This is a genomic window from Cryptosporangium aurantiacum, assembly GCF_900143005.1.
Taxonomy (GTDB): Bacteria; Actinomycetota; Actinomycetes; order Mycobacteriales; family Cryptosporangiaceae; genus Cryptosporangium; species Cryptosporangium aurantiacum.
Genome location: NZ_FRCS01000013.1, coordinates 24,911 through 38,094, shown reverse-complemented (window position 1 = coordinate 38,094; position 13,184 = coordinate 24,911). Strand labels below are relative to the sequence as shown.

The window sequence follows — 13,184 nt, the reverse complement described above, 5'->3', positions numbered from 1 at the left end:
ATGGCTGCCATCGAGATGCGCAACATCGTCAAGGAGTACGGCGACGGCTTCAAGGCCGTGAACGACGTCAGCATCGACATCGCCGACGGCGAGTTCATGATCCTGGTCGGGCCGTCGGGCTGCGGGAAGTCGACGCTGCTGCGGATGATCGTCGGGCTGGAGGACATCACCGGCGGGGACATGCTCATCGGCGGGAACCGGGTGAATGAGAAAGCGCCGCGGGACCGCAACCTGTCGATGGTGTTCCAGAACTACGCGCTCTACCCACACCTGTCGGTGTTCGAGAACATCGCGTTCCCGCTGCGGCTCAAGCGTGGGATCCCGGAGGAGGAGGTCCGGCAGCGGGTGGAGGAAGCGGCCGCCACGCTGGAGCTGACCGAGCACCTCCAACGCAAGCCGGCGAACCTCTCCGGCGGCCAGCGCCAGCGGGTCGCGATGGGGCGGGCGATCGTGCGCCAGGCCGACGCGTTCCTGTTCGACGAGCCACTCTCCAACCTGGACGCCAAGCTGCGCGGTCAGATGCGCACCGAGATCTCTCGGATGCAGCGCCGGATGGGCACCACGACCGTTTACGTCACCCACGACCAGACCGAGGCGATGACGCTCGGCGACCGGGTCGCGGTGTTGCGCAAGGGCGTGCTGCAGCAGGTCGCCTCGCCCCGGGAGCTCTACGAGCAGCCGGTGAACCTGTTCGTCGCGGGCTTCATCGGGTCGCCGCCGATGAACTTCTTGCCTGCGGTCGTGGAGGGCGCGCGGTTACGCCTGCCGTTCTTCGAACTGGACCTCTCCGACGACCTGGCTGCCCGGGTCGAAGGGAAGGAGCTGCTGCTGGCCGGTGTCCGCCCGGAATACTTCGAGGACGCCCGGCTCGTCGACCCCACCAAGCGGGACGCCGGACACACGTTCCGCGCCCGGGTGGACGTGACCGAGTGGCTCGGCGACTCGCAGTACGCCTACCTGCCGTTCGACGCGCCCGACGAGATCGCCCAGCAGCTCTCCGAGCTGGCCCGGGAGCTGGACAGCGAGGCGCTGCGCACCCAGGCCGTCGCGTCGATCGACTCGATGAGCCGGGTGCGGGAGAACTCCGAGGTGGACTTCTGGGTGGACACCCGGCGGATGCACCTGTTCGACCCGCGGACCGGGGACAACCTCACCCGGGACGAGGAGGCCGCGGCGGAGCTGGCGCACGCGGGTGAAGAGGAGGTCCGGAGCCGGGCGGCGGAGCAGGAACCCACCCCGGCGGACGAGGCCGACCGGGCCTGACGCGGAACGGGCCTGACGCGGACCACGGGGGAAGGGCACCGGATGGCTGACGACGAGTGGTGGCGGACCGCGGTGATCTACCAGGTCTACATCCGCAGCTTCGCCGACGGGAACGGAGACGGGCTCGGTGACGTCGCCGGCATCCGGAGCCGCCTGCCCTACCTCGCGGACCTGGGCGTCGACGCGATCTGGATCAACCCGTGGTACCCGTCGCCGATGACCGACGGCGGGTACGACGTCAGCGACTACCGGGACGTCGATCCGCGGTTCGGGACGCTCGCCGAGGCGGAGAGTCTGATCGCCGAGGCGCACGGGTACGGCCTGCGGGTGCTGCTGGACATCGTCCCGAACCACACCTCGGACGCGCACCCGTGGTTCGCCGACGCGGTGGTGAGTGGGCCCGGCGCGCCGGCCCGGGACCGCTACCTGTTCCGGCCCGGCCGGGGAGCGGGTGGGGCGGCGCCACCCAACGACTGGTCCAGTGTGTTCGGCGGTCCGGCGTGGACCCGGGTGACCGAGCCGGACGGCCAGCCGGGGGAGTGGTACCTCCACCTGTTCGACCCGACCCAGCCCGACCTGAACTGGGACCACCCGAGCGTCCGGGCCGAGTTCGTCGACACGCTCCGGTTCTGGTTCGACCGCGGCGTCGACGGGTTCCGCATCGATGTCGCGCACTCGCTGATCAAGGAGCCCGGTCTGCCCGACCTGGCGGGCCGCCGCTTCCCGGTGCCCGGCAGCACCGACGGCCACCGTGGCCCTGGACTGGAGGCGCACCCGCACTGGGACCGCGAGGAGGTGCACGAGGTCTACCGCGAGTGGCGCGCGGTCGCCGACGCCTACCGGCCGCCGCGGGTCTTCGTCGCCGAGGCCTGGGTGGACGAGCCGGAGCGGCTGTCCCGCTACCTGCGCCCGGACGAGCTGCACACCGCGTTCAACTTCCTCTACCTGATGGCACCGTGGCGGGCCGCCGACCTGCGCAAAACCATCATTCGGACGCTGTCGGAGCACCTCGCGGTGGGCGCCGCGCCGACCTGGGTGCTGTCCAACCACGACGTCGCCCGGCACGTCTCACGCTACGCCAGGGTCGTGCAGACCGCGCCGACCCGGCAGCTCGACGATCTGCTCGACCGGGAGGCCGACCTCGCGCTCGGCGTCCGCCGGGCGCGGGCCGCACTGCTGCTGACGCTCGCGCTGCCGGGCAGCGTCTACCTGTACCAGGGTGAGGAACTGGGCCTGCCCGAGATCGAGGACCTCCCCGAGGACGTGCTGCAGGACCCGACCTGGCGCCGGTCCGGCCACACCGAACGCGGACGCGACGGGTGCCGGGTGCCGCTGCCCTGGTCCGGCACCGCGCCGCCGTTCGGGTTCGGGCCGGGCCCGGCGGCGTGGTTGCCGCAACCGCCGTCCTGGGCAGCGCTCACCGTCGAGGCGCAGACCGGCGACCGGTCGTCGGTGCTGGAGCTGTACCGGGCGGCGCTGCGGACCCGCCGGGAGACGCCCGCGCTGCGGACCGAGCCGTTCCGGTTCCGCGACGAGTTCGGGCCGGACGTCCTCGCGTTCGAGCGCGGCACCGGGTTCGCCTGCGTGGTGAACTTCGGCCGCTCGCCGGTGACGCTGCCGCCGCGCGCGACCGTGCTGCTGGCCAGCCCACCGCCGGACGAGCCGCTCAACGGCCAGCTGCCCGGGGACGCCGCCGCCTGGTTGGCCCTCTGAACGGGACGCGCAAACTTTTCTTTGCATGTGCCTGATGCGGTTGGCTAAGGTGGGCGCGTGACGCGTTCACCTCCGACCGGTGACGAACTGGTCGCCGTCCTGTCGACGCTGGCCAACCCGCATCGCCTGCGGGTGGTCGCGGCGTTGCGCCGGGAGCGGACCTACGTCAGCCGGCTCGCCCGCGAACTGGGCATCAGCCGGCCGCTGCTCCAGGTCCACCTGCGCAAACTGCAGGCCGCGGGGCTGGTCACGTCGCAGCTCGAGCTCTCCGACGAGGGCAAGGCGCTGCACTACTACGAGGTGACCGAGTTCGCGTACCAGCTCACGCCGGACACGATCACGGCCGCCGTACCGACGCTCACCCCCGACCTATCCGCGACGAAGGGACCCTGACCATGGACGGACACGAGATGGCGGAGGTCGTCGGGGCGGTCGGCATCTTCACGTTCATCACGATCGTCGTCACGGTGACGATCTGGCAGCTGTTCGCGACCTGGCGGGCCAAGGCCGCGCTCGCCCGGGAAGCCGAGTACCGGGACCTCACCGCTCGTGCGGTCAGTAGCCAGGAGGAGGCCAACCGGCAGCTGGCCGACCTGCGCACCCGGATGGAACGGCTGGAACGCGTCCTCACCGAAGTGGAATAGGCCCTGAGAAAGGCCCCGGTCCGTCGAGCGGCAACTCGGCGGACCGGGTGGACGAAGCATTCACTCGCCCTCGCGGGCGAGCTCTCTTCCGAACGCTCCTCCGGCGAAAGGACACCAGGTCATGCTGGGTCTGCGCAAATCTTCCTCCGACGTGCCCACCGGGCCGCCCGCTCCGGTCGTCGAACGGATCGCCGCCTGGTCGTCTCGGCACCGGTTCGTGGCGATCGCCGGATGGCTGGTCCTGGTCGCGCTCGCGGTGGTCGTGAGCACGCTCATCCCCGGCGAGGGTGCCCGCAGCGTCGACCCGGGGGAGTCCGGCCGCGCGCAGCAGGTGCTCGACGCCCAGGAGGGCGTCCAGGCGATCCAGGAGAGTGTCCTGGTGCAGAGCGGCGACCCGGCGGCCACCCGGGCCGCGGTGACCGACCTGGTCACCGCGCTCCGCGGTGCCGCCGTCGCCGAGGTCTGGTCACCCCTCGTTCCGGACGGTACGGCCAGGCTGACACCCGACCGCACTACGGCGCTGATCACCTACCAGGTCGCCGGCCCCATCGAGGGCTCCTCCGCACGCGCCGACGACGTCGCCGCGGTCGCCGACCAGGTCGCGGACCGCTACCCCGACGTCCGGTTCGCGCCCGCCGGTGACCAGAGCCTCGCGGCGGCCGTCGACGCCGCGATCGGCGACGACGTGCGCCGGTCGGAACGGATCTCGCTGCCGCTGACCGTCGCGATCCTGCTCGTCGTGTTCGGCGCGCTCGTCGCCGCGTGCATTCCGGTGCTGCTCACCGCGACCGCGGTCGTCGCGACGTTCGGGCTGCTCCAGGTCGTCGACCACTGGCTGCCGATCAACAGCGCGGCGAACACGATGGTGCTGCTGATCGGCGTCGCGGTCGGCGTCGACTACGCGTTGTTCTCGCTGCGACGGGTGCGGGAGGAGCGCGCGGCCGGCCGGGACACGGCGACCGCGGTGCGGATCGCCGCGCGCACGTCCGGCCGGGTGATCCTGGTGTCCGGCCTGGTCGTCGTGGTCTGCCTGAGCGGTCTGCTGTGGACCGGAATCGGGGTGTTCCGCGGCGCGGCGGTCGGCATCGCGCTCGTCGTCGGGATCGCGGTGCTGGGGGCGCTGACCGTGCTGCCCGCGCTGCTCGCCGCGCTCGGGCACCGCGTCGAGTGGGGACGGCTGCCGTACTGGGGGCGGCGGCGCGCGGCCGGACGGCGGTCGGCGGCGTGGGGCAGGCTGGCGTCCGCGGTCACCAAGCGGCCGGTGCTCTGGGGCGGCGTCGCGACGCTCGTGCTGCTGACGATGGCCGCCCCCGCGGCCGGGATGCGCCTCCAGGACGCCGCGGTCACCGACAGCCTGCCGCGGAGCGTCCCGGCGATCGACGCCGCGACGCGGATGGACGCGGCGTTCCCCGGTGCGGCCGCGCCCGCCCGGGTCGTGGTGTGGTCGGACAGCGAGACCCCGGCCGACGTCGGCCGGGTGCGGGACGCGCTGGCCGGGATCGACCGCGTCACGGTGGTGCGCTACGGGGACGTCGTTCTGGCCAGGGTGCCGCTACCCGGGTCCGGCACCGACCCCACGTCGACCAGGGCCCTGGACGAACTGCGCACGACGACGCTGCCCGCCGCGCTGGGGGACCTGCGCTTCGCGGTGTCCGGGCGGACCGCGTTCGCCGCCGACTTCGCCGACCAGCTGTCCCGCCGGACGCCGTACGTGCTGGCGTTCGTCCTCGGGCTCGCGTTCGTCCTGCTGCTCGTCGTGTTCCGGTCGGTGCGGGTCGCCGCGGCGTCGATCGTGCTGAACCTGCTCTCGGTCGGCGCCGCGTACGGCGTCCTGACCTGGGTTTTTCAAGACGGGAACCTGAGCGGACCGCTGGGGTTCACCGCCTACGGCGGGGTCGTCGGCTGGTTGCCGCTGTTCCTGTTCGTCCTGCTGTTCGGGCTCAGCATGGACTACCACCTGTTCATCCTCAGCCGGATCCGCGAGCGCCGAGCCGCCGGGATGCCCGATCCGATCGTCGACGGGATCGCCTCCAGCGCGGGCGTGGTGACCAGCGCGGCCGTGATCATGACCGCGGCGTTCTCGATCTTCGTGACGCTCAGCGCGATCGAGTACAAGATGCTCGGTGTCGGAGCGGCGGTCGCGATCCTGCTGGACGCCACCGTCGTGCGGGGTGTGCTGCTGCCCGCGGCGCTGGCGCTGCTCGGCCCGAAGGCGCTGGGACCCGGCGCGCCTGACCGCCGGATGGTGGTCGACGAATCGTCCGGTACCCGACATGACGCTGTCGGTTCCATCCCGAATGCGCATGGATAGGAGTCACCCGAGAGGGTTCATGGCAGGGACGGGCGCCACGGGGGAGCCCGTCTCTCCCGCGTCCCCGCTATCCGTTCACGGTCGTCGTGGGCTTGCCGACCTGGCTCGCGGCCTCGATCAACCGGGCCGCGCGCTGGTCCCTGCCGACCTGGAGGGCGTCCAGCACGACCGCGCTGTCCTCCGGCCGGGCGACCGGGTCGAGCACCCAGACCTTGACCGGCAGCGTCCCGAGCCGGTGCGGCGGAAACGTGCCGTACGCGGTGTAGGTCTCCGGATCGTCCTTCCGGGGCGCGATCGTGGCCGGGATCGCGCTGACCACGGCGTCCTGATCGTTCGGGTCGTACTGCGCGAGCAGCACGACGACCTGTTCCGGCCGGGAGTACAGGCCGCTCACGGTCAGCGTGACGGTCTCGCCGTCGTAGGTCGCCCCGCTGGCGGTCGGAACCGCGGGCGTCTCGTCGGTGGCGGTGGTCGTCGTGCCGTTGCCCGTGTTCGGCGTCTCGGGGTCGTCGTCGCGGGAGAGCACCAGACCGACGAGCGTTCCGACCGCGACCACGACGAGGACGAGCGTGACCGCGACCACCGTGATCATGCCTGCCCCGGCCGGGTGCCGGGGACCGTCACCCGGGTCGCGTGTGAACGGTGGCAACAGGCTGGACAGGCGGCTCCGGCGCTCGGGTTCCGCGTCCGCCCGCTCGCCGGGTTCCTCGTGCTCGGGATCGGAACGGCCGGACCGCGAGGCCGCCCGCGCCTCCTGCTGCGCGAGGGCGAGCTGCTGCCGGGTGGCGGCCAGTTCGTTCTGCGCGCTGACCAGGTCACGGTGCTCGTCCTGCCAGAGCGGGAGCAGCTGGGCGACGAGCGCGGCGGTGCCGGGTGTCAGCGTCCCCGCGCCGCCCAGGTTCGCCAGGTGGCTGCCGAGCGTGGAGGTCTGGCTGTTCGCGACGGAGACCAGCACGTCCCGCTCGTCGTAGCCGTGCTCGAGCAGGCTCGCCAGGCCCGCGTCCACCAGGATCGCCCGGTCGGACGCGGCGCGCGTGGGCTCCTGAGCGACCCGGTCGGCGAACGCGGACATCCGGGCCCACCACTCCGGCGGGGTCGGTCCGCCGGACCTCGCCTGCTCGTCCACCCAGGCCTTCACCAGCGCGTACAGGGCCTGATCGAAGCCCGCTGCCCGCGCGGGAGCGTGCAGCGCGTGGGCGAGGAGACCGCCGCACAGCCGGGCCGAGCGCCGGCCCAGGTGGTCGGCGACCGCGCGGACGGCGCCCAGCGGATCGCCGGTGGCCAGGAGCACGCGGCCGACGTCGTCGGACACCGTGTCGCTCTGCTCGATCCGGGCGGCGAGCCCGGCCGCGTCGAACGGATACAGTTCCGGATAGGTCTCCGGGGTGTACCCCATCGCGCGGAACAGCCGGGCGGCCGCGATCCGGGCCGCGTGATCGTGCCAGCGACCGCCCGGCGCGATCAGGGCCTCGATCAGCGCGGCGTTCTCGGCGTCGGTCAGGCTCTCCTGCACCACGCGGCCCAGCCAGTCCTGGTATCCCTCGGACGGCGCGCCGTTCGCCGACGGCAGGCCCAGGGCGTCGGCGACCGTCTGGTCGGTCTGCACGTGGCCGGCCAGACCGTGGAACAGCAACGCGGCGACGCCGGTGTCCAGCCTCGTCCGTCCGGTCCGGATCGCCTGGGCGGCGGCGTGCGGTGTGGTCGCGGCGTACTGCCGTACGCGCTCGGGCATCGCGAGCAACGTGCTCCACGACCCCTCGCTCAGCAGCTGCGAGAAGTCCTGCTCGGGGCGGTACCAGGCGTCGCACGTCCGCTCCAGCGCGGCGCGCACCGAGTCCGTCTTCGCGGTCTCGGCCGGATCCGCGACGCTCCCGGTCGCCAGGCCGCGGGCGACCCGGCCGACGAGGTCGGCCGCGTCCGCACCAGGAGACGGCCGGGGCCGGTTCATGGCCTCGAGCCACCCGGTGACCTCGGACGCCGCGGGTCCGGCCATCCGGCGCATCTGCGGCGACCACTCACCGACCACGGTGGTCTGGGTGGCTTTCGCCGACTTCGCCGGCTGCAGCAGGCAAGTGTGCCAGCGCAGCCGGCGGGCGACGCCCGGCGGCACGACCGCGAGCGCAGCCGGGAGCACGGCCGCCATCAGCTCGGGGCCGGCCGGGACGATCGTCAGCCCGAGCGGGCCCAGCAGCGCGATGAGCAGATCCGCCGTGGCCTTCTCGAACGCCGCCGGGTCGCCGGGTACCGCCGGAGCGGCCTTGGGCACGGTCACCGACGTGGCGCCCCACGGCAGGCGGTCGGGGTTGCCGGCCTCCGGGTCACCGACCAGCGTCGCGGCGGCACGCCAGACCACCGAGGCCGGGTGCCTGCCGTCCACGAAGCCGAACTGGACGGTGCCTGCCCGGTGCCCGGTGCCGCGGCTCTGCACGGTGAAGCACCAGTGGTCGTCCGCGGACCGGACGGACACCGACGACAGGCTCCAGATCGGGATGCCCGCCAGGTCCTGGAGGCTCTCCGGCGGCTGCGGGACGAACTGGTTGAGGTGGTCGTTCGCCAGCCCCCAGTACTGGTCGGACACGCTCTCGCTGGAGTGCCGCTCCCGTCGCCAGCCCTGGCCGGTGTCGGTCCATCCGACGGTGGTGAAGCGCACGGTCTCGGCCATCACAGCACTCCTCGGAGCACGCGCAGCAGCAGCTGGGTCAGCGACGCGGAACGATCGACGGTGTCGGCGAAGTCGACGGTGTCGTCGAACGGGTCCATCGTGGGCCGGTCCCGGCCGGGGCTCTCCTGCGGTGTGGCCGCCAGCGGTGAGCACAGGAAGACCCGGACGTCCGCCCACGGCATGCTCATCAGCCCGACCATCGCCTCGCCGTACCCGAGCGCGAAGACCAGGCCGCAGCCCATCGCGGACATCACCAGGTCGCGGGTGAGCAGCGGGTCGTCGGCACCGGCCCGCCCGGCCTGGTCGGCGGGGCCCGGCTGCAACGCCCGTCGCAGGTGTTCCCCGACCGACGGGACGTGCAGCACCGGCCCGTCGTAGTACGGGTCGTCCGGGTCGGCGCCCAGCCGCACGTCGGTGGCCGAGCCCTCCTCGACCAGATGCCAGAAGCGCTCGGCGTCGGAGTAGTGGTCGAGCAGCGAGTCGGCGAGGTCGGAGAGCCGCTCCCGCAGCACGTATTCGTCGGCGACCAGCCGCACGTCCAGGCGCCGCAGCAGCTCGGCGCAGTCCGGGTCGGGGTGGTAGACCTCGCCGACGTTGCGTGCCACGTGGTCGAGGTAGTGCACGATTCCGGCCTTGAACGCGCCGCGCTTGCCGATGTCGTCCAGCCGCGCCGGTGCGCGGTCCATCGTCTTCTCGAGCGCCAGCCGGATGATGTCGACCTTGCTGACCGCCACCAGCAGCCGGACCCGGCTGTGGTCGTCGGTGAGGAACTCACCCTCCAGCTTGGTGATCCGCTGGGCGATCGTGCGCTGGACCCGCCGACGCTGCGCCCGGACCGTCCGGGTGAAGTTCTCCGCGTCCGGGTCGTCGCTGGTGGCGCCCGGCCGCAGGCTGCCGCGGAGCAGGCGGTCGTAGGACCCGGGCTCCTGGGCCTCCAGCGCCGACCGCGCGAACCGGTCGAACACCTGCGCCTCGAGCAGCGGGTCGATCGCCCAGACCAGCGCGTTGTAGCCGCGCAGCACCGCGCGCTCCCGGACCGTACCGACCGCGCTGCGCTCGTCGCGGTCCTCGAAGAACTCCCCGGCGAGGTCGACGACGCAGGTCCAACCGTGGCGTCCCGCGGCACCGTCGCCGACCCTGGTGCGCAACATGATCGGCTGCGGCGGCATCGTGCCCCAGCTCGTCTCGTCCACCATCGTCTCGGTGACCGTCTCCCGCAGCAGCTCGATCACCGCGTCGTACATGACCGGGGAGACCAGGCTGTTGAGGATCTGGTACGGCGCGAGCGACTGCGCGACGGTGGCGCCCATCGGCTGGCCGGTGGTGAGCGTCGCGTCGTACTGCGCGCGGCGCTGGTTGAGCGTGTAGTCCTCCAGCGGAGCGCCCGCGTACGTCCGGACCGTCACCCGGTCGTCCCGGCGTCCGCCGGGGAAGTCGCCGACGTGCGTGAGGCTCTGGTCGAGCATCCGGGTCAGCAGGTAGGTCTTCCCGGACGCCACCGGCCCCATCGCCGCGACCGTGTTCCAGTAGTGGACGCCGAAGTGCTTCTCGTTCTCCCCGAGCGCGGCCGAGTACGGGAAGATGTGCCCGTTTCCGCACAGGATGTACGTGTGCTCGATGCTGTTCGGGTGGAACGCCGGCTGGTAGGACTTGCGGGTCGCGGTGTGGTTGCCGACCACCGACAGCCGCCAGGTGTGCCTGCGGTCCACCGGGCTCCCGACCTCCAGGCACAGCGCGGGACGCCGGACGTACCGGCCGTCGGCGCCGACCTCGGGCACGTCGCCGAGGATCGCCGCGCACGCCGGGCACCGGTAGCCGTACCGGGCGCGGACCTCGGAGAGGACCTCCGGCCCGGGTTCGCGCGGCGCCTCGGTGTCGCGCGCCCACTCCTCGTCGAACGGCTCGAACGCGGGCTCGGTGGTCATCGCAGCAGTCCGATCACGAGGCAGGCGCAGGTGCCCGCGAGGAGGATCGCGAGCGCGAGCAGCCCGCCGGTCCGGAGGCCGGACGCGATGCCTGCCCTGCGGCCCGCGCGGGCGGCCCCGGCCAGGTAGGCCGCGATCGCGGTGTCCACGACGCCGTGCGACGACGCCCGCTTGGACAGCGGCCCGCTCCAGTCGCCCAGTTGAAACGTGAGCGCCGAGAGCCGTTTGCGCTCCGGTTCGCAGGCGCGCCAGACCGCGGCGTCCAGCGCACGGCGTCCGGTGAGGACGTGCAGCACGTGCTGGAGGGAGGACATCAGCTCACCAGCTCCCGGATGATCGTGACGACGAGGAGGAGCGCGAACACGGGAAGGCCGACCAGCCACGGCCACCGCGCCGCGTGGTACTGGCGCGCCGCGACCCGGCTGGCGACCAGCACGGTCGCGTTGAGCACGGCGTCCGGGGCGTCCGGCGGGATCAACGCGGCGGGAAGCGTGCGACGCACCTCGTCGATCTCGGCGCGGTGGGCCCGCACCAGCTCGGCGTCGACCGGGCCGGGGGGCGCGTCCAGCGACGTGGGTCCGTCCTGACCGTTGAGGACGTCGGTGATCCACTGCTCCGCCGACCAGTTGCCGTACGCGTCGTAGGGCTGGTCGAACGGCTCCACCAGCGGGTCGATCACACCGTCCCAGTCCGTTCCCCACGCGCTGCGGAGCATCACCCGGACCTCGTCGCCGGTGATCGGGCTGCCGTCGCGCTGTGCGCGGGCGATCACCGCGTCGGCCGTCGCGGTGCCGGCCACGGCGCCGAGCGCGACCAGTGCGAACCCGTACCGGTCGTGCGCCTTGAGCACCTCGGCGGTGATCGGGCGGCGGGCCCGGATCGCCGCCGTCAGCCCGGGGTGGGTGTAGGGCAGCGTCAGCCGGATGTCGTCGGTCCGGGCCTCGAGCCGCAGCACCGCGTCGGCGTCGATCAGCACGAAGCTCTCGACCGCGCCCACCGAGTACGACCGGACGTTCGCCGGCTTGATGTCGCAGTGCGCGATCCCGGCCTGGTGGCAGGCGTCGATGCCGCGGGCGACCGCCTCCAGCTCCTGCAGCTGATCGGTGCGGGGGACGGCACCGGCCTCGATGAACGGCATCGGCTGCGGCAGGTACCGGGTCAGCACCAGGAAGCAGTTCTCCGGCTGCGGATTGTCGTCCAGCCCGAACCAGCTCCAGAGCCGGGCGTCGGAGGTCTCGAAGATGCCCTCCGCGTCGGCGCCCAGGTGTGTCGTGGCGACCTGCTGGACGCTCTGGTGTGTCATCGCCGGAACCACCCAGACCGGCGCGACCGCCCACGGTGGCCGGAGCGCGGTGCCGTTCAGCCGGGTGTTCGCGTCCAGAATGTCGCTGCTCTGCTGCTTGAAGTGCCGCATCAGCCAGCGGGCCTCGACCGGCGTCGCGCACCAGTAGGCCTTCACGAACCAGTTCTTGAACGGCAACTGGGCCCGCTCGCCGCGCAGGCCGCCCCTCCCGACCTGCGGGGGGAGCGCCTCCGCGGTCAGGCCCCGGGTGTAGAGCACGTGCGCGCTGATCAGCTGCGCGCCGTGATCCTCGCCCGCGGGCACCGGGTACTTCCGGACGACGCTCTGCCGGTTGTCCGGCGGGGCGACGTCGACCGGCAGCGCCCAGCCGCCGACCGGCAGGTACACCCGGTACCAGGGGGCGCTGTCAAAATCGGGCGCCGCACTCATCGGGCCTCCTCTGCCGAGATCGTGTACTGCAGGACGGACACGCCGGGTTTCGTGCGGTGGCGCCATCGCAGGACGCCGGACCGGGGTAGCGGCACGACGTCGTCGGTGGTCAGGTCGAGCGTGTCGAGCGCGATCAGGTAGTCGGGCCGGGCACCGGAGCGCAGCAGGTGCGTCCGGCCCTGCCAGTAGCAGAGGAAGAGCAGGCGCCCACCGGGGATCGAGCGGAGCAGGCTGAGCTCCATCACCGGCGTGCCCTCTCCGGCGTCGCCCAGCCCGCGTCCCAGCGGCACCCAGACCGGTGCCGGACGCAGCGTGAACAACCAGCTCGGTGTCTGCGACGAGAGGGCCGGTGACGAGGGGGCCGCGCCGTAGCTGAAGCGGATCGTCCGGTGGCCGGAGAGCGCGCGGGTCGCCGGGTCGGGGCCGACGTGGGGGATCGGCGGCAGCGACACCAGCGAGTCGTCCGGTGCGTCGGACGTCACCAGCGGTGGTGCGATTCGCGCTGGTGGGGGGCTCGTGTTGTCGGGATCGGGGAATCCGGGCGGCCCGACCGGCGTCGTGGTCGGCTGGGTGAACCGGCTCCGCCGCGGTGGCGCGGCGGGGCCCGGCAGGCGCAGCCGGTACCCCTTCCCGCTCAGCCCGTCCCGGCCGACGACGTCCGCCGCGACGTGCGCGGTGCCCAGGTTGATCCGGACGATCTGCGCGAGCGCGTCGGCGATGTTCGCCCGGAACCCGCTGTCCGCGGCCAGCTCGTGCTCGGTCTCGACGACGACGTGGATCGGCCCACCGGCTTCGACCAGCTCGGTCCCGTGCTCCGAACAGAAGCGGCTCACGTCCGCGAGAACGGCCTCGTACACCTCGGCCGCGTTCTCTCGACGCTCTCGGTCGTCCACCGGAACCCTCCTCACTCGACGGCCCCTTGTCCCTCGACGCC

10 protein-coding genes are annotated in these 13,184 nt (G+C 72.7%); 5 read left to right on the top strand and 5 right to left on the bottom strand.

Features of this window, described 5'->3' with window-relative positions; genetic code table 11:
* From BUB75_RS32800 to BUB75_RS32780, 5 genes are all read left to right on the top strand, one after another.
* The gene (locus tag BUB75_RS32800) at window positions 1–1,263 is read left to right on the top strand and encodes an ABC transporter ATP-binding protein (protein WP_073262609.1); all 1,263 of its coding nucleotides are present in this window, start codon (window positions 1–3) and stop codon (window positions 1,261–1,263) included.
* 42 nt (window positions 1,264–1,305) lie between these two features.
* Entirely contained in the window at window positions 1,306–2,976 is a 1,671-nt protein-coding gene (locus BUB75_RS32795) for a glycoside hydrolase family 13 protein (RefSeq protein ID WP_073262607.1), read from the top strand.
* 57 nt (window positions 2,977–3,033) lie between these two features.
* Window positions 3,034–3,369, top strand: coding sequence for an ArsR/SmtB family transcription factor (locus tag BUB75_RS32790; RefSeq protein WP_073262605.1), 336 nt, complete (start codon window positions 3,034–3,036; stop codon window positions 3,367–3,369).
* Window positions 3,370–3,371: 2 nt separating this feature from the next.
* Window positions 3,372–3,620 (top strand): hypothetical protein, encoded by a 249-nt coding sequence (locus BUB75_RS32785; RefSeq protein ID WP_073262603.1) that lies wholly within the window; start codon window positions 3,372–3,374, stop codon window positions 3,618–3,620.
* 121 nt (window positions 3,621–3,741) lie between these two features.
* Window positions 3,742–5,931 carry an MMPL family transporter gene (locus BUB75_RS32780; protein WP_073262601.1) on the top strand — a complete coding sequence of 730 codons (2,190 nt, stop codon included), beginning with the start codon at window positions 3,742–3,744 and terminating at the stop codon, window positions 5,929–5,931.
* Window positions 5,932–5,998: 67 nt separating this feature from the next.
* Here BUB75_RS32780 and BUB75_RS32775 read toward each other — a convergent pair whose 3' ends face one another.
* From BUB75_RS32775 to BUB75_RS32755, 5 genes are read right to left on the bottom strand one after another with little or no spacing between them, the layout of a single operon-like run.
* Window positions 5,999–8,593 carry a hypothetical protein gene (locus BUB75_RS32775; RefSeq protein WP_073262599.1) on the bottom strand — a complete coding sequence of 865 codons (2,595 nt, stop codon included), beginning with the start codon at window positions 8,591–8,593 and terminating at the stop codon, window positions 5,999–6,001.
* Window positions 8,593–10,518, bottom strand: a complete 1,926-nt coding sequence (locus tag BUB75_RS32770) for a hypothetical protein (RefSeq protein ID WP_073262597.1) — start codon at window positions 10,516–10,518, stop codon at window positions 8,593–8,595. The genes BUB75_RS32775 and BUB75_RS32770 overlap by 1 nt, the downstream gene beginning before the upstream one ends.
* Complete coding sequence (locus tag BUB75_RS32765; RefSeq protein ID WP_073262595.1) at window positions 10,515–10,832, bottom strand: hypothetical protein; 318 nt, start codon at window positions 10,830–10,832, stop codon at window positions 10,515–10,517. Before BUB75_RS32765 ends, BUB75_RS32770 begins: the two co-directional genes overlap by 4 nt.
* Window positions 10,832–12,250, bottom strand: a complete 1,419-nt coding sequence (locus tag BUB75_RS32760; RefSeq protein ID WP_143175554.1) for a serine/threonine-protein kinase — start codon at window positions 12,248–12,250, stop codon at window positions 10,832–10,834. The genes BUB75_RS32765 and BUB75_RS32760 overlap by 1 nt, the downstream gene beginning before the upstream one ends.
* Complete coding sequence (locus tag BUB75_RS32755) at window positions 12,247–13,143, bottom strand: hypothetical protein (RefSeq protein ID WP_073262591.1); 897 nt, start codon at window positions 13,141–13,143, stop codon at window positions 12,247–12,249. The genes BUB75_RS32760 and BUB75_RS32755 overlap by 4 nt, the downstream gene beginning before the upstream one ends.
* Window positions 13,144–13,184 lie beyond the last annotated feature (41 nt).